This window comes from Campylobacter sp. (assembly GCF_019423325.1).
GTDB lineage: Bacteria > Campylobacterota > Campylobacteria > Campylobacterales > Campylobacteraceae > Campylobacter_B.
In genome coordinates this window covers 357603-379284 of sequence record NZ_JAHZBQ010000001.1, presented here as the reverse complement: position 1 = coordinate 379284, position 21682 = coordinate 357603, and the positions used below count along the sequence as shown (strand labels likewise).

General features: G+C 47.7%; 18 protein-coding genes. 16 read left to right on the top strand and 2 right to left on the bottom strand.

Annotated elements, in window-relative coordinates:
- Nucleotides 1-29 precede the first annotated feature (29 nt).
- The 9 genes from thrC to cmoA all read left to right on the top strand — a co-directional run bounded on the left by thrC (nucleotide 30) and on the right by cmoA (nucleotide 9768).
- Nucleotides 30-1607 carry a threonine synthase gene (thrC, locus tag QZ367_RS01760; protein WP_291936497.1) on the top strand — a complete coding sequence of 526 codons (1578 nt, stop codon included), beginning with the start codon at nucleotides 30-32 and terminating at the stop codon, nucleotides 1605-1607.
- Entirely contained in the window at nucleotides 1604-2326 is a 723-nt protein-coding gene (gene kdsB / locus QZ367_RS01755) for a 3-deoxy-manno-octulosonate cytidylyltransferase (protein ID WP_291936494.1), read from the top strand. The genes thrC and kdsB overlap by 4 nt, the downstream gene beginning before the upstream one ends.
- Nucleotides 2316-2453 (top strand): hypothetical protein, encoded by a 138-nt coding sequence (locus tag QZ367_RS01750; RefSeq protein WP_291936492.1) that lies wholly within the window; start codon nucleotides 2316-2318, stop codon nucleotides 2451-2453. Before kdsB ends, QZ367_RS01750 begins: the two co-directional genes overlap by 11 nt.
- Nucleotides 2450-4456 carry an NAD-dependent DNA ligase LigA gene (gene ligA / locus QZ367_RS01745; RefSeq protein ID WP_291936489.1) on the top strand — a complete coding sequence of 669 codons (2007 nt, stop codon included), beginning with the start codon at nucleotides 2450-2452 and terminating at the stop codon, nucleotides 4454-4456. Before QZ367_RS01750 ends, ligA begins: the two co-directional genes overlap by 4 nt.
- The gene (locus tag QZ367_RS01740; RefSeq protein ID WP_291936486.1) at nucleotides 4453-5028 is read left to right on the top strand and encodes a hypothetical protein; all 576 of its coding nucleotides are present in this window, start codon (nucleotides 4453-4455) and stop codon (nucleotides 5026-5028) included. Before ligA ends, QZ367_RS01740 begins: the two co-directional genes overlap by 4 nt.
- Nucleotides 5025-6245: an SAM-dependent methyltransferase gene (locus tag QZ367_RS01735; RefSeq protein WP_291936484.1), complete on the top strand. Its 1221-nt coding sequence runs from the start codon at nucleotides 5025-5027 to the stop codon at nucleotides 6243-6245. Before QZ367_RS01740 ends, QZ367_RS01735 begins: the two co-directional genes overlap by 4 nt.
- Nucleotides 6235-6747: a lipocalin family protein gene (locus tag QZ367_RS01730; RefSeq protein WP_291936480.1), complete on the top strand. Its 513-nt coding sequence runs from the start codon at nucleotides 6235-6237 to the stop codon at nucleotides 6745-6747. Before QZ367_RS01735 ends, QZ367_RS01730 begins: the two co-directional genes overlap by 11 nt.
- Nucleotides 6747-8129: a riboflavin kinase gene (locus QZ367_RS01725; protein WP_291936475.1), complete on the top strand. Its 1383-nt coding sequence runs from the start codon at nucleotides 6747-6749 to the stop codon at nucleotides 8127-8129. The genes QZ367_RS01730 and QZ367_RS01725 overlap by 1 nt, the downstream gene beginning before the upstream one ends.
- Before the next feature lie 934 nt (nucleotides 8130-9063).
- On the top strand, nucleotides 9064-9768 hold the full coding sequence (cmoA, locus tag QZ367_RS01720; protein ID WP_291936472.1) for a carboxy-S-adenosyl-L-methionine synthase CmoA: 705 nt from the start codon (nucleotides 9064-9066) through the stop codon (nucleotides 9766-9768).
- Between the two features lie 440 nt (nucleotides 9769-10208).
- Here the strand turns inward: cmoA and rpsO are convergent, their stop codons facing one another.
- On the bottom strand, nucleotides 10209-10481 hold the full coding sequence (gene rpsO, locus QZ367_RS01715; protein ID WP_005871877.1) for a 30S ribosomal protein S15: 273 nt from the start codon (nucleotides 10479-10481) through the stop codon (nucleotides 10209-10211).
- A gap of 104 nt (nucleotides 10482-10585) precedes the next feature.
- Here rpsO and QZ367_RS01710 point away from each other — a divergent pair, with 104 nt between their 5' ends.
- The 4 genes from QZ367_RS01710 to QZ367_RS01695 all read left to right on the top strand — a co-directional run bounded on the left by QZ367_RS01710 (nucleotide 10586) and on the right by QZ367_RS01695 (nucleotide 14544).
- Entirely contained in the window at nucleotides 10586-10999 is a 414-nt protein-coding gene (locus QZ367_RS01710; RefSeq protein ID WP_291936462.1) for an Rrf2 family transcriptional regulator, read from the top strand.
- On the top strand, nucleotides 10996-12048 hold the full coding sequence (locus tag QZ367_RS01705) for a DHH family phosphoesterase (RefSeq protein ID WP_291936457.1): 1053 nt from the start codon (nucleotides 10996-10998) through the stop codon (nucleotides 12046-12048). The genes QZ367_RS01710 and QZ367_RS01705 overlap by 4 nt, the downstream gene beginning before the upstream one ends.
- Complete coding sequence (locus QZ367_RS01700) at nucleotides 12038-12280, top strand: hypothetical protein (protein WP_291936455.1); 243 nt, start codon at nucleotides 12038-12040, stop codon at nucleotides 12278-12280. Before QZ367_RS01705 ends, QZ367_RS01700 begins: the two co-directional genes overlap by 11 nt.
- 1070 nt (nucleotides 12281-13350) lie before the next feature.
- The gene (locus QZ367_RS01695) at nucleotides 13351-14544 is read left to right on the top strand and encodes a TRAP transporter substrate-binding protein (protein ID WP_291936451.1); all 1194 of its coding nucleotides are present in this window, start codon (nucleotides 13351-13353) and stop codon (nucleotides 14542-14544) included.
- A 957-nt stretch (nucleotides 14545-15501) separates the two neighbouring features.
- On the opposite strand, the gene QZ367_RS10370 is transcribed toward QZ367_RS01695, so the two are convergent.
- The gene (locus tag QZ367_RS10370; RefSeq protein WP_297960597.1) at nucleotides 15502-17769 is read right to left on the bottom strand and encodes a molybdopterin-dependent oxidoreductase; all 2268 of its coding nucleotides are present in this window, start codon (nucleotides 17767-17769) and stop codon (nucleotides 15502-15504) included.
- A gap of 394 nt (nucleotides 17770-18163) precedes the next feature.
- Here QZ367_RS10370 and QZ367_RS01680 point away from each other — a divergent pair, with 394 nt between their 5' ends.
- From QZ367_RS01680 to QZ367_RS01670, 3 genes are read left to right on the top strand one after another with little or no spacing between them, the layout of a single operon-like run.
- Nucleotides 18164-18763, top strand: coding sequence for a 4Fe-4S dicluster domain-containing protein (locus tag QZ367_RS01680; protein WP_005871891.1), 600 nt, complete (start codon nucleotides 18164-18166; stop codon nucleotides 18761-18763).
- A complete protein-coding gene (locus QZ367_RS01675; protein ID WP_291936447.1) occupies nucleotides 18760-20733 on the top strand; it encodes a proton-conducting transporter membrane subunit in 1974 nt (657 codons plus the stop codon). Before QZ367_RS01680 ends, QZ367_RS01675 begins: the two co-directional genes overlap by 4 nt.
- Before the next feature lie 10 nt (nucleotides 20734-20743).
- Nucleotides 20744-21682, top strand: a complete 939-nt coding sequence (locus tag QZ367_RS01670; RefSeq protein WP_291936444.1) for an NADH-quinone oxidoreductase subunit H — start codon at nucleotides 20744-20746, stop codon at nucleotides 21680-21682.

Here is a 21682-nt window from a genome sequence, read left to right as displayed (position 1 = left end):
TAAATTTTAAAATTTTAAAAAGGAAAAAGATGAAACTGGTTTCTACGAGAGATTTTTCGCAAAAAGCGGATCTTAGCTACGCGCTGCTAAATCCGAGCGCGAGCGGCGGCGGGCTTTTCAGCCCCGAGAAGCTGCCGCTTTTGAGCGAGGATTTTTTTAAGCAGTGCGAGGATCTGAGCTACAAACAGATCGCGCTTAAAATCATTGAAAGCTTCGATTTTGACGTAAGCAGCGAGGTCTTTGAGAGCGCGCTAAAGCGCTACGATAAATTTGAAAATCCCGCCTGCCCCGTCCAGATCAAAAAACTAAGCGAAAACGCCTATATTTTGGAGCTTTACCACGGCCCGACGCTCGCGTTTAAGGATATGGCGCTACAGCCCTTCGGCGCGCTTTTAAAAAGCATCGCAAAATCCAGAGGCGAGAAATTCTTAATAATGTGCGCCACGAGCGGCGACACGGGGCCTGCGACGCTGGAGGCTTTTGCGGACGATGAAAACATCAAAGCGGTCTGCCTCTATCCGCAGGGCGGCACGAGCGAGATACAGCGCCAGCAGATGGTTAAACAAAGCGCGGCAAATCTTAAAATTGTAGGCGTGCGCGGCAACTTCGACGATACGCAACGCGCTCTAAAATCGCTGCTAGCTGACGAGGATTTCAAAAACGAGCTCGCGCGGGCAAATTTAAATCTAAGCGCCGCAAACTCGGTAAATTTCGGCAGAATTTTATTTCAGATCATCTATTACCTCTACGCTAGTATCTATTTCTCAAAGCACGGCGTATTGAGCTCCGAGCAAAATTTAAAGCAAAGCGATCAGTGCACGGCGTGCGGTAAAAATTTAAACGCTTCGGGCAGCAAAAATTTTGGCGCGGCGGCGGGCGCAAACAGCGCGCAGAACGCAAAACAGAGCGCTAAATTTAACACCTTCGACGTCATAGTGCCAAGCGGAAATTTCGGCAACGCGCTAGGAGCGTATTTCGCCAAAAAGATGGGCGCAAAGATCGGCAAAATCAAGATCGCTTCAAACGCGAACAATATCCTAACCGAGCTTTTTACGCGCGGCATCTACGATCTACGAAAACGCGAGCTCATCCGCACGATCAGCCCTGCGATGGATATTTTGATTAGCTCCAACGTCGAGCGGCTGCTTAGCGATCTATTCGGCGATGCGCGCACAAGCGAGCTGATGCAAAGCCTGGCGCGAGATAAATTTTATCAACTTAGCGCGAGCGAGCTTGCGAAGCTGCGCGAGATCTTTGAAGCGGATTTTTGCGACGATGCGCAGTGCGCTAAGTTTATCAAGCAAGAAAGTGAGCACGGCGTGCTGATCGACCCGCACACGGCGACCTGCTTTAAGCTGCTTGACGAAAGCCGCCTAAATCTCATCATCTCGACTGCGAAGTGGATTAAATTTACGCCGTCGATGATCGGCGCGATCAAAGGCAGGGCTTGCGAGGACGAGCGAGCCGATATGATCGCACTTTCGAAGGAATTTCACAGCGACATTCCGCCGCAGATCTCGCGCCTTTTTAGCGCGCCGCAGGTACACTCCAGCGTCGTGGAGCAAAGCGAGATCAAAGACGCCATAATAGAGTGGATAAAAAAATGATAGTAATCCCCGCGCGCCTTGCTTCGACGCGCTTTAAAAATAAAATTTTATGTGAGTTTGATGGCGTTCCGATGTTTATCAAAACGGCTCAAAATGCCGCCAAGGCAGACCGCGTGCTAATCGCCGTGGATGAGCCGCAAATTTTGAAGATCGCGCAAGATTACGGCTTTGACGCCGTTCTCACCGCGCGCGAACATCAAAGCGGTACCGATCGGATCGCTGAAGCGGTCGCAAACGCAGCGCTTGCGGAGAACGAGATCATCATCAATATCCAAGCCGACGAGCCCTTTTTCGAGAGTGAAAATTTGATTAAATTTAAAGATTTCGCCCACGCCATGATCACGCAAAAGGGCGCATTTATGGCGAGCTGCTACAAATACATAAGCCAGCAAGCGGCGGCGGATCCGAATTTAGTCAAGCTAGTACTTGATAACGCTGGCTTTGCGATCTATTTTTCGCGCTCGCTCATCCCCTACCCGCGCGCGGCATGCGAATGCTACCTCGGACACATCGGTATCTACGCATACAGCGTGCGAAATTTAAAGCAGTTTTGCGCCCTGCCCGCCTCAGCGCTGGAAGATACCGAAAAACTCGAGCAGCTTCGCGCCATAAGCGCCGGTGAGAAGATCGCGATGTTAGGTATCGAAACCGAAAGCATCGGCATCGACACGCCGGCTGATTACGAGCGCGCGCTAAAGGAGTTCGGCAATGGAATTTAAAATTTACTCGTTGTGCGGCGCAGCGATTCAAGTACACAGATTCGCCGCTGAGCGTAAAATTTTAACGGAACGCGGAATTCTAGCGGCGCGCGGAATTTTAAAATTTAAAGATGCGAGCGCAAGATGAATTACGATGAATACAGATCCGCGGTAGATACGCTAAATGCGTGGGCGCGGGCATATTACACCGACGATAAGCCGATCGCAAGCGACGAGGAGTACGATGAGCTTTATTCGCAAGCGGAGAAATTCGAGCAGCAAAATCCCACGCTCGCGCTGCCCTACTCGCCTACGCAGCGCATCGGAGGCGCGATCAGCGAGGGCTTTTCCAAGCTCGCTCACGGCGCGCAGATGTGGTCGATGGAGGATATTTTCGACGACGCGGACCTTTTAGCGTGGCTAGCTCGCGGCGAGAAGAGCGGCGCGCAGTTTTACGTCGAGCCCAAATTTGACGGCGCGAGCTTAAATTTAACCTACGAAGGCGGCGTGCTGATAAGCGCGGCGACGCGCGGCGACGGGCTTATAGGCGAGGACGTGACGCAAAACGCAAGAGCGATCAAATCGGTGCCGCTTCAGATCCCCTACGCCGGAAGGATCGAGATCCGCGGCGAGACGCTGATCGCAAAGAGCGATTTTGACGCGCTAAACGACGAGCGCGCCGCAAACGGCGAGAGCCTGTTTTCAAACCCGCGCAACGCCGCCGCAGGCAGCCTGAGGCAGCTGGATAGCGCGATCGTAGCGAAGCGGAAGTTAAAATTTATCCCGTGGGGGGTCGGCGAGCATTCGTTAAACTTTGCGCTGCACTCGCAGATAATGGAGTTCGTGCGCAGTCTCGGCTTTTTGCGCGACGAGTTTTGCCGCATCTGCAAGAGCGCAAGCGAGATCAGAGCTGCGTACGAGGCGCTGCATAGCATGCGCGCGAGCAAAGACCTGATGCTTGACGGTATGGTAATCCGCGTAAATGAGCTTTCAAAGTGTGCGCAGATGGGCTATACGGTGAAATTCCCGCGCTTTATGGTCGCGTACAAATTCCCCGCGATCGAAAAGATAACGCGGCTGCGCGAGATCAATCTGCAAGTCGGTCGCACCGGCGCGGTCACCCCCGTAGCCGTCGTAGATAGCGTAAATATCGACGGCGCGAACGTTTCAAATGCGACGCTTCATAATTTCGACGAGATTGCGCGGCTGGGGCTGATGAAAAACGACTTCGTAGGCATCATCCGCAGCGGCGACGTGATCCCGAAGATCACAAGCGTTTATAAACAGCGCAGAGATGGCACGCAGAGTGAAATTTCGCGCCCGGATCGCTGCCCGGTTTGCGGCGAGAAGTTACTTGACGAAGGCGCGCTCATAAAGTGTCAAAACCTCGATTGCAAGGCGCGCGTGATAGGCGCGCTGATCTATTTCTGCTCCAAAAAATGCATGAATATCGAAGGGCTAAGCGATGCGACGATCACGCAGCTTTTTGAAAGCGGCAAAATTTCAAAGATCGACGATATTTACGCCCTCAGCGCGCAGGATTTGGCGGGGCTCGAGGGCTTTGCGGATAAAAAAATTTCAAATCTTTTGGGCGCGATAAATGCGAGCAAAAACGCGCCGCTTGAGCGCTTCATCGCTTCTTTGGGGATCGAGCACATCGGCGAGGTGGCCGCGCGCAAGATCGCCGCGGCATTCGGGCAGGATTGGCTGGATGCGAGCGAGGATGAAATCCTGCGCCTGGAGGGCTTTGGAGAGGCGATGGCAAGGAGCCTAGCGGAGTTTTGCAAGATAAATCGCGAAAAAATTCTAAATCTAAGCGAAATCATCACGCCTCGCGCGCCCCAGATGCAGACCGTCAAAAGCGCCTTCACGGACCGCAGCGTCGTCATCACGGGCACGCTCAGCCGTCCGCGCGACGAGTTTAAGGCCAGGCTTTTGGCGATGGGCGCGAAGGTGCAGGGCTCGGTATCTGCCAAGACCGACTTCGTGCTCGCAGGCGCAGAAGCGGGCTCCAAGCTACAAAAAGCTCGCTCGCTTGGCGTGCTGGTGATCGACGAGAGCGAGTTTGAAGCGCTTGCGAGCCTGGCGACGCCCGGTGCAAATTTACCCGGCAAGAGCGAGCCTGAAACGCTTGCGGGGAGCGGCGAGTGAAGGTTTTTTGCTCGGCGCCGAACCCACACGCAAACGGCGCGGGATTAAATTTTAAAAGCAATCTCCACCCTGCGGCACTTGTGTGTTTTATGAAGCGCGAGAATTTTAAAAATTTTGTAGCGCATGAGCAAGCGGCAAGAGCAAAAGCGACAAATCGAGTGGTCGGCGCTAGATCACAGGTCTTCGAGGCGCGTGCAAAAGCGGCAGACCGAGAGGCGATTTCTGCTAGGCGGGCGGGCTCCGCCTGCCGCGACACCAAAACCTCTAGCGCGATGTCGGCAGGTGCGGCTGCAAGCAAGAATATCTCAAATTTTGCACCACTAAAACACTGCGCCGATAGGAAAAATTTTAAAATTTTCGCTAGCGGCAAAATAAAATTTGCAACGCACGGCGAGCGGAAATTTACAATGCGCAGTATGGCTAAATTTGCGGCACGGCGCGGGTTAAAGTTTGAGCCTTGCGACACTGCTGCACGCGACTTTGCTATGCGCGATAAAATTTTAAGCTCAAGGCTGCGCAAAAACTGCGTAAGCTCTAAAATTTCATCGCGGCGCGGAGAAAAGAAAAAATGAGATTTGATCTGCTCGTCGCAAATACGCTTAAAATCAGCAGAAATCAGGCTGCCGCGCTGATAAAGCAGGATAAAATTTTGCTGCGAGGCGCCGTGCAAAACAGGCCCTCTGTGCAGATCGCGCCCGAGCAGAGCGGCGAAATCAGTGCGACCGATCAAATTTACGTAAGCAGGGGCGCGCTCAAGCTTGCGGGCTTTTTGGATGAGCTAGCCGAAAACGGGCTTTTAGCAAGCTGCGGCGCAAATTCGTCTAACTCGGCGGCAGAAATTTCAAAGCCGCGCAGTACCGCAAAAAGAGCGGATAGTAAAGCGGCAGCTACGCAAAAGGCGGGCGCAGTAACAACGCAAATTTCAAGTGCAGATTTTGCGGCTACGGATAAAATTTTAGGCGCGAACGAGGCTGATAAAATTCCAAGCGCGGCTGCCGCGACGACAAAGAGCGCTAAAGCAACTACCGAGGCGATCCGTACCGCAAAAACTAATGCCGATACGGCGGAGCTTTTACAAACCGGTGCAGGCAAGCAAACGGTGGAATTTTTACAGACGAGCACAGGAGCCGAGACGGTAGGGCTTTTGCAAACGGACGCGGGCGCCGATACGGCAGAGATTTTAAATGCGGCGAAAGCTTCCAAATCGGGTGGCAAGGCGGGCATGTGCCGCAGAGAAAGCAGCGCGGAGCTGGTACAAACAAAGCCCTCGCAAAAAGATATTTTCAATTTAGCTGGAGCAGATGTTTTGGACGTGGGCAGTAGCACCGGCGGGTTTGTGCAAATTTTATTGCAGCGCGGCGCAAAGAGCGTGACTGCGCTTGACGTCGGCAGCTCGCAGCTAAGCGAAATTTTGCGGCGCGATCCTCGCGTGATCGTGCGCGAAAACACCGACATCAGGGAGTTTGCAAGCGAGAAGAAATTTGATCTCATCACCTGCGACGTGAGCTTCATCTCGCTAAATTTGATCCTAAAAAGCCTCGCAAGCCTTGCAAAAAGCGCTCTCATCGTGCTATTTAAGCCGCAATTTGAAGTCGGCACGGAGATCAAGCGAAATAAAAAAGGCGTGCTCAGGGACGAAAAAGCAGTGCGCGCCGCACGGGCGAAATTTGAGCGACTATGCGCCGAGCTGGGGCTTACTGTACTGTACGCTAGCGCCTGCAAAATCACGGGTAAAGAGGGAAATAGGGAATTTTTCTATCTTCTAAAAAGGATGAACGATGAAATTTAAAAACTTAATTATATTGGCGTTTTGCGCGCTATTTTTGGGCTCATGCGCCAAAAGCCTGAGCCCAAAAGCGCCGATCGTAAAAAACTTCGACATCGCTAAATTTAGCGGCGGTTGGTACGAGATCGCCCGCATGAAGGGCAGTGGCGAGCTGCAAAACACCGCGTACGAGTGCTTTATCGATAAAAACTCTACGATCAATCTTTTAAAAACCGCTAAGACAAGCTCTGGTAAAATCGAAAACGAGCAGCACGTATTGGAGTTTGCGGGCGATAAAAGCGTAGGCCTGCTCTATCAAAAAGGCATGATTTCCGACTCACTCTACCGCGTGGCGCAGGTGGACGGCGACTATCGCTACGCCCTGATCTTCGGCGCCGATACGAGCGAGCTTTACATCCTATCGCGCACCAAAACCCTGCCCGAGCCGATCCGCATCCTCTATCTCAAAAAGGCGAAGCACAGTGGCTACGACACCAAAAAAATCGTCTGGACGAAGCAGCAATAATGGCTAATCAAAAATCAGGCAAAGACCATACAGAGGCTTCGCTGCGGAATTTTAAAGAGCAAAATTTCGTAGCACAGAATTCCAGCTTGAAAAATTTTACGGAACAGAATTTCACAAGCAATTGGGAGAATTCATCTCAAAATATCAAACGTCCAAGGCAAGAGTTGAGCGAAAACAAAACCGGCGATGCGCACCGCGCAGATGAAGCAGACACCGACGCCGCTTGCAGTAACGAAACGGCTTATGGCGGCACTTGCGGCAATGGCGTAGACGCGCAAGCTCAAGGCACGCTTCCTGCTTGTGCGGAAGTGCTGCGTGCGCGCCTAAGCGAGCAGTTCACACGTGGCGAGATTTTCGCAACGCTACAAGGCGCAAACCGCGATAATGTGCGCGCTGTAGCGATCGGTAACTTCGACGGCATGCACCTTGGACATCAAAAATTATTTGAGCGCCTAGGCGAGCACGGCGCAATAATCGTAATCCTAGCAGGAGGTGGCACGAAGCTAACCCCTTTTGCGTCACGGCAGGCATTTACGAACAAAAAGATTTTTTATTGCGATCTACGCGCTATCAAAAGCCTTAGCGGAGGCGAATTTATCGCACTTTTAAGGCAAAATTTCATAAATCTACAAAAAATCGTCGTAGGCGAGGACTTTAGATTTGGGTGTGATAGGGCGTGGGGCGCGGAGTTTTTAAGGCGCGAATTTCGCGGGCAAACCTGCGTCGTAGGAGAGTTTTGCTTAAGCGGCGGCGGCGTGCATTCAAGCAGGATCAAAGAGCTTTTATCGCGCGGTCGGTGCGAAGAGGCGGCGGAGCTTTTAGGGCGAAATTACGAGATCTGCGGACGCGTAGTGCGCGGTCAGGGGCGCGGGGCGCGGGAATTCGTAGCGACGCTAAATCTTGATGCGAGCGGCTATTTTATGCCAAAAAGCGGCGTGTATGCGACCCTGGCGCGCACTGGAAGCAAGGAATTTGCAAGCGTGAGCTTCTTGGGGCATAGGCTCAGCACCGACGGAGCTTTTGCACTTGAAACGCACATTTTAGGGGACTTTGCAGGCTTTGAGGCGGGTTTAAATTCCGCGCAAGATCACGCGCCGTGCTGCGGGGGGCAAGCCGCACATTCTGCGCAAAATTTAGATGAAATTTCGGCGTGTAATTCGGCTGAAATTTCTACACAAAATTTTGCGGCGAGCGAGAGCTTGGGCGTCGAAAATAAAAATTTAGAGGCTGCGGACAAAAACAGCGGCGCGAAATTTGCTTGCGTGAAATTTATAAAATTCCTACGTGAAAATCGCAAATTTAGCGATCTAGCGCAGCTTAAAGAGCAGATTTTAAAAGACGCTACGGAGGCGGAGGCGGTACTACGAAGCCGCAAATTTTAATCTACGGCTTATAAGCTTAAAGATGAAATTTTCGGGCTGTGCGCTTTAATTTAATGCATCCGTCTGCGCTTCGCATCTATGGCGCATTAAATGAGCCGTCTGCGGCATCCCGTATAAAAGTCGTGTGCCTGCCTCCGAGGATGCTTGGTGCACCGTCTGCGTCTGCGATGCCATATGGGAAGTGTACACAAAAGCGGCGCGCAAGCTGCTAAAAAGTCGTTATATTTTAACGGCGTACCGCCTGCAGGACTTTAACGCACCTTGGGCTTGGGTTTATGTAAGACGAGGCAAGTGCAAGCTGTGCCGAGAATTGAGAACGATAAAAAATCTTAGTTGTGCTGCGAAGCTTTAAAATTTAGCAGGGCTGAGCTTACGAGCAAGAGCCAAGCGGCTAAATTATACGCCTAGCTAAACGCGGGATTTTGTCAAGCGGGCTCCATTTTACGGCGCGTAAAATCGCAAAATGGGCGCGAAATTCTACCAATATAGCTTTGGCTATGCTTTTAGTTTAAGTTCATAATTAAAGAATTTAAAGGAGCTGTTTTGGCAGTGCGAGATTTGGCGGCGTAAAATTTAATGCTGAGAAATTCCAAGCCCGCTAAATGCGGCGCAAAATTTTAAGAACGTATTCGCACGGCGCGGAATTTTAGGGTCTGTCAAGCAAGGCGTGAAATTTAATCATGCATCGAGCGTATTTGGGCTAGAAGTTGGGCGCAAACTGGGATACAGCTCGCTCGCATCAAAAGCGCTCATGCTGCGTTTAAAATTTAGGTATGCTTCGCGCAGAGCAAACTAAGCGCAAAAATTCCATGCGTAGCGGTCGCAAATCGAGTGTCGCTTAAGTGCAGAAAGCACGGCGTGAGAATTCTGCGTTTAGCATGCGTAGGAAGTATAAATCGAGTACCGCGTAAATAGCGAAACTAAAAGGAAACGGATGAAAGACGAAATTTTTAAAGAGCCTATCAAAAAGCAGTTTGAGTTTGACGCCAGCGTCGCGTCGGTTTTTGATGATATGATCGGGCGCAGCGTGCCGTTTTACGAGGCCAGCACACGGCTTAGCAGCGAGCTTTTGGCGCGGATACTGCCGCAAAATGCACGCGTGATCGATCTTGGCTGCTCGACTGCGACCGCGCTGCTGGCGCTGTTTGCGCTGCGCCCAGATCTGCGGCTGTGCGGCATCGACAGCTCGGAGGCGATGATACAAAACGCCCGCGCCAAGGCGGCGGCGTTTGGCGCCGAGCTCGAGCTTAGCGTATCGGACGTGCTGGATGCGAGCCTCGCAGACTGCGACGCCGTGATTTTAAACTACACGCTACAATTTATCAGACCGCCTCGTAGAACCGCGCTCGTGAGTAAAATTTACGACGAATTGCGCGAAGGCGGGGTTTTGATCTTTAGCGAAAAGATCATCTACGAAGAGCCTGCGCTCGCGCGCCGGATGATCGAAATTTACGAGGATTACAAGCGCGCGCAGGGCTACTCGCGCTACGAGATCGCGCAAAAACGCGAGGCGCTCGAAAACGTGCTCGTGCCCTACACCGAAGCAGAAAACCGCGCTTTGGCGCTGGGCGCGGGCTTTAAGCGCGTCGAGAGTATCTTTAAATGGGCGAATTTTATGAGCTTTGCGGCGTTTAAATAAAAGTTCAAATTGCAAGAAGCAAAATTATTTTTAAAAAATTCCAAAAAACGGAATTCTACGAGCCGCCCTATTTTTGGCGGCATAGTAAAGCTTCATCCAAATTTTTGGAATTTAACAATTAAATTTTGATACAAATAACGCGAATGTATAATTCTGGCTGCACGCAAGACGGCGCAGATAAAATTTATTGCCGCTCGTAATTTCAAAATTCCGTAGCAGACGCAAACCGCTGGGATTCGACGAAATTTTAAAATTTCTACGGAATTTTAAAATTTCATAGTCCAAGCAGAATTCATAAATTTTACAAAATTCTCAAAAAATTCAAAAATTGAAAAAGTGTGGCTGTCTAAATTTAGGGTATAAAAAAAGCGCCCGCCGTTTGACGGACGCCGCGTATAAGTCACGGCGACGAAAATAAACGCCGCCGCGAGTAAAGGAGCTTATTTATCTCTTAAATTTAACTCGCTAACGAGCTTGGAGTAAACTGCGTAGTCTTTGTTTTTAAGATATTTCATCATTCTTTTGCGCTGACCTACTAGCTTTAGCAGTCCTAAGCGAGATGAAAAATCTTTCGGATTTGCTTGCAAATGAGTGGTAAGAAGCGTGATCCTCTCGGTAAGAAGCGCGATTTGCACCTCCGCAGAACCCGTATCTTTCTCTCTTCTAGCGAATTTCGCAACTATCTGTGCTTTTTGAGCCGTGTCTAAAGCCATAATGACCTCCTGATCGGTAAAATAGGAAGCGATTATACTTAATTAACCTAAATTTTTGCTTTCTTTGTGTAAAATGCACGCTTTCAGACCAAAGGAGAGAATAAATGCTTTTTACAAAAGCAAGCGAATACGCCCTGCTTTCAATGATCTGCATCGCGGGTAAGGAGGAATCGATGGATGTCGATTCGATCTCTAGCGAGCTTGGAATTTCACGCAGCTTTTTGGCTAAAATTTTACAAAATTTAGCTCGCGCGAGACTTTTAAATTCCTTCAAAGGCGCCAAGGGCGGCTTTGTGCTCGCGCGCAATGCGGATGAAATCACGCTAAGCGAGATCATCAAAAGCGCCGAAAGACGCAAGGCGACGGTATTTGACTGCACCGCCGAGGGGATCGACGCCTGCCCGAACGGTCGCACGCTGTGCCGCGTCAATCTAATGTTCGGCGAGCTTCAGGAGAAGGTCGATGATTATATGGATACGATCACGCTAGCAGACATCATCGGCAAAGAACGCAAATGAAAATATATCACCTAAGCCACACCGATCTGGACGGCTACGGCGCGCAATTCGTCGCGGCGCACTATTTGACGGACGTGGAATTTTTTAACGCTAACTACGGCAAGGAGATAAACGAAAAATTTGATCTCATCCTCGCCCGTATCGACGAGCGGCTCGCCGTAGACGCAGACGAGAAAAGCCTGGTTTTAATCACCGATCTAAATTTACTGCCCGCGCAGTGCGAGAAATTTAGCAGCGAGATAGCCCGTCGCAATGCCCGCGTGATCCTTTTGGATCATCATCAAAGCGGACTTGAGTGCGCGAAAAAATTCCCGTGGTATTGTCTGGACTCGTCGCGCTGCGCCACGAAGATAACGTATGATTTTTTCAGCGCGATGTTCGGCGGCACGGCGCGACTGGATAAGCTCGTGCGCGTCGTAAACGCCGTGGACATCTGGCTGAAGGAGCAGAGCGAGTTTGAGCTCGGCAAGGTCTGCCTCGGCATGGTCTCGGGCGCGAAAGAGATCAATAAAATTATGTTTGAGCGGGAGAGCAGGGATTATATCTTTTTCCTGTTAGAAAAAATTTTTAAATTTCAAGACGAGGCGGACGCACACATCGCGCTAGATAGCGCGCTGCACGGCATAAAGAAGGAATTTTTTAAAGGCGAGCGCGACGATACGCTAAGCAATCTCGTCTCGCATTTCGTAGTCGCCCGCCTAAGCGCGCAAAAGCAGCGCTTCGAGATCAGCTACCTCGATAAAAAGGGCATTTTGACCTACAATATCGGCAACGTAAGCGTCATCGGCAACGACTTTTTGACGCAAAACCCTGATGTCGATTTTTTCATCGACGTAACGAGCAAAAAAACGCTCAGCTTCCGCGCAGACGGCAAGATCGACGTGAGCGAAATGGCAAAGCTGCTCCTCGGCGGCGGCGGGCACGTAAATGCGAGCGGCGGGATGTTTGCGGGCTTTAAGGACGCTAGCTCGTACGAAGCCGTCAAGGCGCAAATCGTGGATCTGATCGAGAAAAAAACCCAAATTTCAAAGGAAGAAGATGAAAACTAATGATGAAAAAATCGCCGAGCAAGACCTCATCTACGAGATCAACATCCTGCTTGACGCGATGCTGCTTTATGCGGGCGTGAAGCGCGAGCGGCTCGCCGATGCGGCGCAGCTCTACATCGAGAATATCGATACGGTGCTTGAAAACTTGGACGCTAGCGGCGCGGACGAAGTGATCGCCGTGGTAGAGTTTTTGCGCGGCAAACACGCGGAGTTATTTGAAAATAAGGGCTAGCTCGCGAAATTTTAAGCGAAATTTTGCGAGCTAGAATTTTACGAAGCGCAAACTATGTGGAGTAAAATTTCATTTAGCGCAGAAATTTATGGAGCGATAAATCCGCGAGATAAAATTTTGCGAAATAGAATTTCAAAACGCAAAATACGGAATTTTGCGGGTTTAGATTTAAAATTTTAAAATTTAACAAGTAGGCTTTGCAAATAAAATTTTAAGGCATGGCGGCTACAGAATTTTGTTTTAAAATTTTATGCTGTCAAACAAGAGCAAAATTTCAAGGTCTGAAATTTACGCTAAGAAATTCCGCGCAATAGCAAATTTAAAATTTTAAGTGCATTTTGCGGCACGGAATTTTGCAAAAAATTTTAGACAACACGGGATGGCTCTGCGTAAAATTCTAATCTAGGCTTCTCGCGGAATTTACATCGAAACTCCGCGCGGAATTTTGCGCTCAACTAAGGCGCAAAATTCAAATATAAAGGCTAAACTTTTGCTTGCCTGTGATGCAAAGATTACCCAGATTGCGGAATTTTAAATTTAAAAGCACGATTCTGCCGTCTAAGATCAAAGAAATGGCGTAGCGTCTAAGCTTGCTGAAATGACAAAGCTCGCTTTGAAAGAAAAAGAGAATTTTATCTGCAAAAGCGCAAAGATAGCATTTTAAGATACTTTTGTTGTTTCTAAGCAAAATAGGTCTGCTGCCAGAGGTTTTTAAATAAGCGCGCTTGATAAAATATTATCGCTAGATATGGCGCAGGTGTAGGTAAGTACGCCCGAACGCGGCAAAATTAAAACGAACGCAGCGCTCTATCGTCGCAAAGCCAGGCATTGTAAAATAAAAAAGCTTGGGCAGGGCGCTAAGAAGTAAAATGTCGCGAAATAAGACGCCTATAAAGCAAAGTGCCGATAAGATGAAGCGTCGTAAAATAGAATAGAAGGCAACGTGTCGATAAAATAGACACCGTGAAGCAGAATTTCGTAGCAGTAACGCAGGACGCAATTAAATTTTAAGCCGGCGATGCGCTAAATTTTGAAATTTTATGAATTTAAAACTTTATGAAAGGATAGAAATGAAAAAGATTTTTTTGTTTGCATGTCTCATGCTTTTGGGCTCGCAGCTTTTCGGCGACGATAAGGTTTATCGCCTAAGACTTGCTAGTACATGGGAGGCGACTACGCCCGTTTTAGGCGCTGCCGCTGAAGATTTTAAAAACTATGCCGAAAGCCTTAGTGGCGGCAGGCTTCAGATCCGCATCGATACGCCGAGCAAGCACAAGGCAAGCTTTGGCGTATTCGACTTCGTAAAAAGTGGTCAATACGATCTAGGATATACTTCGCTTTATTATTATAAAGGCAAAGACGCCAAAACTATGCTCTGGACGGCAGTGCCTTTCGGTATGACTACTGATGAGCAGCACGCGTGGTATTACTATGGTGGTGGGCGAGAGCTTAATGATAAGATATTCGCGCAATACGGCATGAAGACCTTTTTGATGGGATCTACCGGCATGCAAATGGGCGGCTGGTTTAAAAAAGAGATCAACTCGGTCGCAGATTTGCAAGGGCTTAAATTCCGCATACCGGGGCTAGGCGGAGAGGTGATGAGCAAGCTGGGCGCTACTATAAACACGGTGCCTACGGGCGAGCTATTTATGGCGTTAGAGATGGGTACGATCGACGCGGTCGAGTGGGTAAGCCCTGTCTATGATATGCCACTTGGATTTCACAAAGTGGCTAAATACTACTACACAGGCTGGCAAGAGCCTATGGGAGACTGCCAACTGCTGGTAAATCAAAAGGCGCTAGAGAAGCTGCCTGCGGATCTTCAAGCGATCTTAGAGGCTGCAGCAAGACTTGCCGGCGAGAACTTCCAAAATAAGGGCTTTTATGAAAACGCTCGCATTTGGGCGGAGCTAAAAGCGCAGTTTCCGGATGTGCAGGTGCGCGACTTTCCTGCGGACGTGATAGCTGCACTTAAAAAAGCAACGAATGAAATCTTAGACGAGGAGGCGGCGAAAGATCCGATGTTTAAAGAGATCCTAGACAGCCAGCGCGCATTTTTGAAAATCGGCAGAGAATGGAATAAAATAAGCACCGTAGCCTACATAAATAACGTAAGCGGCATCGCGGGCGAAAGCATAGCAAATCCGATCTCCGCAAGTCCTAGCGGTACGACAAGCCCAGATTCTGCAAGCAGCGAAAATCACGGCGCTGCGAGCGATTCTAACACGACGGACGGCAAAAATTTAGGCGCAACAAAGTAAAGCGGGTGCTGCGAGCGATAAAAATAAGGTGTGACGAACAGATCTGGCACAACAAGTAGTTCAGGCGCGATAAGCGGCGGAAATTCTAACTACTTTTAATAAAGTAGATGGAATTCTGCCGCAGCAGCTTTGGCGCAATAGCTTCAATATCAGAGCCTAGTTTCATAAATCTCATCCACAAGCAAGGCAGAAGCTTTTGCGCAATAGCTTTAACATCGCAAGCGGCGTGATATGGCGCAGCAAAGGGCTCCCGCGTGAAAATAGAATGCCAAAAAACGCGCGATAAAATAAAATTCTAAAAATTCTAAATTCCAAGCACGACGGAATTCGGAATTTTAAATCTAAAATTTTAAAATCAAAATTTATGGATTTCGGACGGAGCGCGAAACTACTCCAACTATGCTATAAACCGACATTTGCGACCATTAAGATTAAAAGCCGTGTCTAGCGCTTTAAAAAGCCTATGGGTCTTTTGCATTCATCTATTAAAATCACAAAAATTGCATTTGTGTTATTAAAATTATGGCATTTCTTGGCAACAATATAGGCTAATTCGCATAAAATCAGCCTGCGCGCGTTAAAATTTAATCAATAATGTAATTTGGCAAGATTTGTCGCGATAAAATAGCCTTATTATCATGCTTATCTTTAAAATTTACTCCATTGCGCCGCTCTGATTAAGGCTAATTTATTAGGATTTGATAAATCGCGAATGCCCAGTCTCTGCCGCCGCATCTATTAAATGAAATAGTAGATAAATTTCTATGCCCTCTTATCGATAGTGCAACTACGCAAAAAAGCGTATTAATACCGCGAAATTTATTGAATTCTTGAAATTTTTGATCTTTAAAATATCACAAGACGGCTAGATCGCTAAAAATTTCATATTATTTGAATTGATTGTTAAAAAGTAGGTTCGGAAGCATAGCCCCCGAATCTACGGATAAGATTAAATTCTTAGAATTTAATCGGATGGTGGTGGAAGTCGTCGTAAACGACTTTATTGGTTTGAAATTTAATGCGCTTAAGCTCGCGGATACGCAAAAATTCCTCTTCGTCAATCTTTTTAATCTGAATCGCTGCCTTAAACGTAGGCGTTTTGGCGATGAGATCCCAGCCGCCGCTAGTTAGCTCGTTGCAGCAGCTCTCCCAGTAGTGATAAGACATCTGAATGATACCATCCATTATACACTCGGTGATGTCCGCCTTGATCGCGATATAGCCGTAGCGGCTCCACGCGACGATGAAATCGCCCTGTGAAATTCCGTATCGCTCGGCGAGTTTCGGATTCATTTCCGCAATCGGTCCTATCGCGTCGCCGCCCTGCTCGACGGTCTTAGAGCGCCTAGTCATCGCGCCTCCTGCGTACTCGTAAACCTTACGCGTAGTTAGAAGCTGGATCGGAAATTCCTCGTCGGTCTTCTCGTCCACGGAGCCCGCCATTACAGGATAATCTTTCGGCATATTCATACGCTTTGCGAATTCCTCTTTGGCGCTTTCGATCTTGCTCTTATCATCCACAAATAGAACCGGGACAAAATTTCCTTTACCGTCCGGGGTAAAGAATTTTTTATCAAGGTACAATGCAGGTCCGCCCATAGAATTCTCATCAGGGCACGGCCAGTGAAGTCCGTGGTATTTTTTGATGCGGTAATAGCTCATTCCGCCGTAGTTGTGTGGAGCTACCCTGCGCACCTCTTCCCAAATCTGCTCTGGAGATTGGAATGTGAAATAATCTCCTAGACCTAAACGTCTGGCAAGCTCGCAGATGATAGCCCAGTCTTGTCTAGCTTGTCCCGGAGGGGCAACTACAATTTCGCTATGCTGTACGCGGCGCTCGGCGTTAGCATAAGTACCCTCCTTCTCGCCGCTGCAAGCTCCAGGAAGCACAACATCTGCTTTGCGGCTCGTCTCGGTTAAGAAAATATCTTGGATCACATACATCTCTACCTGCGAAATCGCGCGCAAGAAGTGGTTTGCGTTCGGATCGGTCATAACCGGGTTTTCACCCATCGTCCAGAAGAATTTTACCCTACCATCAAGAATTGCGTCAGGCACTTCGGTTTTATGAATGCCGATCTTGCCATTTAGATGACCTTTCGGCAAATTCCACTGGCGCTCAAACCAATCACGGGCACTTTCGTCGGTTACGGCTTTATAGCCGGTAAATACGTTAGGAAGCATTCCCATATCGCAGCAGCCTTGAACGTTTTCTTGTCCGCGGATCGGTAGATCGCCGCTTCCGAGCTCGCCCACATTGCCCGTTACGAGCATTAAATTTGAAATGTCGCAGACTGCGCCTACGCCGTGGTTGAAGTGAGTTACACCCATTCCGTGCGTGATAACCGCAGGTCGCGTAGTGGCGTAAATTCTAGCTGCTTTTCTAATATCTTCAGCGTTTAGCCTAGTGTATTTGGCTACGGCTTCAGGCGAATAATCCTTAACCGCCTCTTTTACATATTCAAAACCCTTGGTGTATTTATTAACGAATTCATGATTTACCAAATCCTCGTCGATAATAGCATGGATTAGAGCATTGATGACTGGGATATTGTGCTCCGGCTCGAGCTGAAGGTGGATATCTGCGCGATTTGCAAATTCCGTCTTAACTGGGTCGATGACGATGAGTTTAGCGCCTCTATTTAACGCTCTTTGAACGTGCATAGCTACGATCGGGTGGCCATTTTCCGGGTTTGAGCCGATCATCATAATGCAGTTGCTGTGAGTTCCGATCTCCGTGAAGCTATTTGTAGCTGCTCCGTTACCGATTGTTTTGGCAAGACCTGCCACAGTCGGAGCGTGTCAAATGCGCGCGCAGTGATCGATATTATTCGTACCTAAAATTCTAAGTAGCTTCTGCGCTACGTAGTTATCCTCATGCGTACAGCGTGCGGAATAGTTTCCAGCTATCGCGTCGGCGCCGTATTTTTCTTTAACTTCGAGCATCTTTTTGGCAACCAGATCAAGCGCTTCGTCCCAGCTAGCCTCGACCAAATCGCCGTCTTTACTAAATTTGCCATTCTTTTTACGAATTAGCGGAGTAGTAAGCCTATCTCTAGAGCCTACGTAATTCCATCCGTAATAACCTTTCAAACATAAACAACCTTGATTTACGGGGTTGTCGCTTACGCCGGTTGCGGATTTGATATAATTGTCTTCCGCAGTCAGCTCGATTTGACAGCCTGTGCCACAATAAGGGCATATGACCTTGCCTTTATTCGCCATATTTTCTCCTTTCGAAAATACTAAACATGCAAAATTACCATATATGCAATTTCGGCACAATTATATAAATTCTTACCTAAAATAAAATTGAAATTTTGCCTTAAGCTAAAAGAATTTTTTCAATTATAATTAGGAGTAAGTTGGGGTAATTTAAGTAGTAATTTAAATTTTAAAATATACTTTAATACTGATATACTAGACTTTTAAAGCAAATAATCAACGAACTGGTTTAAAAAAGAAATTAGTTTTCAAATTTAAGCTTTGAAAGCAAATTTATCAAATAAATTCCAAATATCGTCAGATAAATGACGGAATTTTTTTACGGACTTAAATATAATTACACCAAAATTTTTAGTAAAAAATTTTTAAAATTCCTTAAGTCAAGGAGAAAGGTATGAAACAACATAAATTTGTAATCTGTGATTACAAACGATGTATCGGTTGCACGACGTGCATGGCGGCCTGTTACTCAAGTGCCTACGAGCGCGGCAAGCTTGCTAAATCGCGACTTACCGTGCTTAGACAGGCTTACGGCGTTATGCCTACGCAGTGCAGGCAGTGCGATGACGGACCATGCGCAAATGTCTGCCCTACCGGTGCGCTTCGCTTCGATAATAACTATATCGAATTACACGAAGAAATTTGCATCGGATGTAAGATGTGTACGCTCGCCTGTCCTTATGGCGCGATCAGCTCGAATGCCGAGCTTATGCCGTCAGTAAATTATGCGGTCGAGCCGAAGTATTATCTCGAGATCGAAAGCCAAGCGGGTGCCAAAAGCACCGCCATCAAATGCGATCTATGCAACGGACGCGAGAATGGTCCTGCATGCGTCGAGGTTTGCCCAACTAGCGCTATCATTATGATAGATCCTAAAGAGGGTAAGCATAAATTGGGCTTTGCGATAGACTACGATGCGGCTAATGCTTTTGCAAAAGACGTGTTAAACGGCGAAATCAGTTGCGTCGCCAAAAAAGAAGGAGGCGCAAAATGATAAGCGTCTATACTTTATTTATCGTCAGTGCAGTAATTAGTATCCTTTTATACTGCGCTCCAAAAACTGCCGTTAAGGTGGGATTTGGATTAGGTGCTATCAGCTGTTTTTACGCGATGTGTCATTTCGTAGCCAATATGGGCGTAAGCGACAGCTTCGTTTTGGGAGGCACTTTCTTATATGCGCCAAAATTTGCTTTAAGTCCGCTTGGAAATTTCTTCAGCTTCGTAGTCGTTTTTATAGGCTTTGCAAGCAGCGTTTACGGTATGAGCTATGCTGAGGAATATATCGGAAAGGCAAATATCGGCGTTTTTGCATGTTTATTTAATACTTTCATTTTATCTATGCTTTTAGTCATCAGCGCAGATAATGTATTTTGCTTCGCTGTTTTATGGGAGCTTATGACGCTAATCTCGTCATTTCTAATCATAGTAAACGATGGCAAAGGCACGCTCAAAGCCGTTATGGTATATCTAGGTATAGCGCAGATCGGTGCATTTTGTATCACCTGTGGATTACTTATCATTGCAAACTACGCAGGCAGCTTCGAATTTGCAGAGTGGAGAAAAGTAAATATGCCGATGGGCGCTTCCGTAGCAGCATTCATCTTGTTTTTGGTCGGCTTCGGTTCAAAAGCTGGAATGTGGCCTTTTCACGTTTGGCTACCGCAAGCTCACCCTGCGGCTCCATCAAATGTCTCTGCGCTAATGAGCGGCGTTATGATTAAAGTAGCACTTTTTACCCTTGTTAAATTTACGCTATTTTTGCCGCTAAGTATCTATTTTGGGCTTGCAGTTTTGATCCTAGGAGCAGCTAGCTCGCTTTTTGGCGTTTTATACGCGTTGTGCCAGCACGACTTTAAAGCACTTCTTGCGTACCACTCGGTTGAAAATATCGGCATTATCTTGCTAGGTCTTGGCACTGGAATTTACGGCGTCGCAGCAGGCAATGTAACACTAGCCGCAGTCGGATTTTTAGCAGGCTGCTACCACGTAGTAAATCACGCGATATTCAAAGGCTTGCTATTCTTATGTGCAGGCTCTGTAATCCACGCTACTCATACGCAAAATATGGATGTGCTAGGAGGGCTAGCTAAAAAAATGCCTCTAACCGCTATCGGTATGTTTATCGGTATCATGGGTATCGCGGCGCTTCCTCCGGTAAACGGCTTCGTTTCAGAGTGGTTTACCTATCAAGGAATGCTTCAAGGTGCTAAGGAAAGCGGAATTTTCATTAGATATGCTTTCTCTTTAGCAGTCGTTGCGCTCGCACTCACCGGCGTTTTGGTCGGTATGCACCTTAAGCTTTATGCGGTAATCTTTGCAGGAACCCCAAGAGATGAAAAAATTTGGGAAAATGCAAAAGAAAGCCCATTAGGAATGGTTTTAGGAATGATCATTTTGATGATAGGCTGCGTGGGATTTGGTGTAGGCGCACACTTCATAGTCGATTACATCATGCAGGCGGTAAATTCTATCACTTCCAATAGCGGGTATGTTGCAAGCCTAGGCGCTTCGTCAATCACTTCACCTTTGGGAAGTATCGTTTCAACTCCTCTTATTGCAGTGATTTTGTGTTCTACAATGTTGCTTCCGTTTATCATCCTAGCGGTTATGAAAGCAAATCGCGACAAACCTCGTGAGACAGATCCTTGGGCATGCGGTTTTAAATATAGCCCTCGCATGCAGATAACTGGCGGTCCTTTTACCGGCGATTTAAGAAAGATTATGGACTGGTTATTTAGAGGTCATAAACGCAGAATAGAGCAAAACGGCTACTTCGGACCGATCGAGTATCACAATCACCCACAAGACATTTGGTGGACGATGATTTATCAACCGGTAATCGATTGGAGTAAGAAGGTCGCCGATAAGATAGGAATTATTCAAAGCGGCTATGCAAATTTATATACGCTTTACATCCTAATCTACCTTTGCGCGATACTGGGCGTCGGATATTTCTTGATCTAGGAGGTTTGAGATGCAGACTATACAAACTATATTTTTAATGATATTTCAAGTCGCGGTTATCGTCCTAGTCGCTCCGCTCTTCGACGGTATGGCTAGAAAACTTCGAGCCAAACTTCAGTCGAAACAAGGAAGCGATTTTTTCCAGACTTACCGTGATATTATTAAGCTTTTTAAGCGCGGCAGGACCGTTCCTGCGTGCAGCCACTGGGTATTTAGATGGGCGCCGTTTTTCCTTTTCGCTACTTCGGCAGCGATTTTGGCGGCTATTCCTATTACATACAGCGATCCAACCACCGATAAAATTTTCGGAGCATATTCGGATATTTTCGTTATCTTATATCTAGGTGCGCTTTTGCGCTTCGTATTCGGTGCGGCTTCGATAGATAGCGGTAACCCGTTTGCCGCAACCGGCGGCGGACGCGAGCAGATGCTTGCCGTTTTTGTCGAACCTGTGATGATGATGTGCCTAATCGTAGTAATGATGGCTGCGGGAACTTCAAATTTAGTTGAGATTCAGGGGATGGTACGCAGCGGTCAGATCGGCTATCAAATTCCAAGCTTTGCCGTCGCTTCGATTGCATTTTTATGGTGTATGTATGTCGAGACCGGCAGAAAGCCATTTGATCTTGCCGAAGCCGAGCAAGAGCTTCAAGAAGGTCTACTTGGCGAATATGCAGGTAGCGATTTGGGCTTAGTGCAAGCGGCGCTTATTTTGAAGCAATTTGCGATGATCGGATTATTCCTAACGATATTTGAGCCGTGGAATTTTAGCAATCCGTTTTTGGCGATCATAATCTTTGTGCTAAAAACCGGCGTATTTTACGTAGCAGCCGTTTTCATCGACAACTTTGGACCACGCTTCAGAATGACTTCGAGCATGCGCAAAATTTCATGCGGCGCTCTTGCCATCGCTTTTGCGGCATTAACGCTTTACGTAGTAGGATTTTAA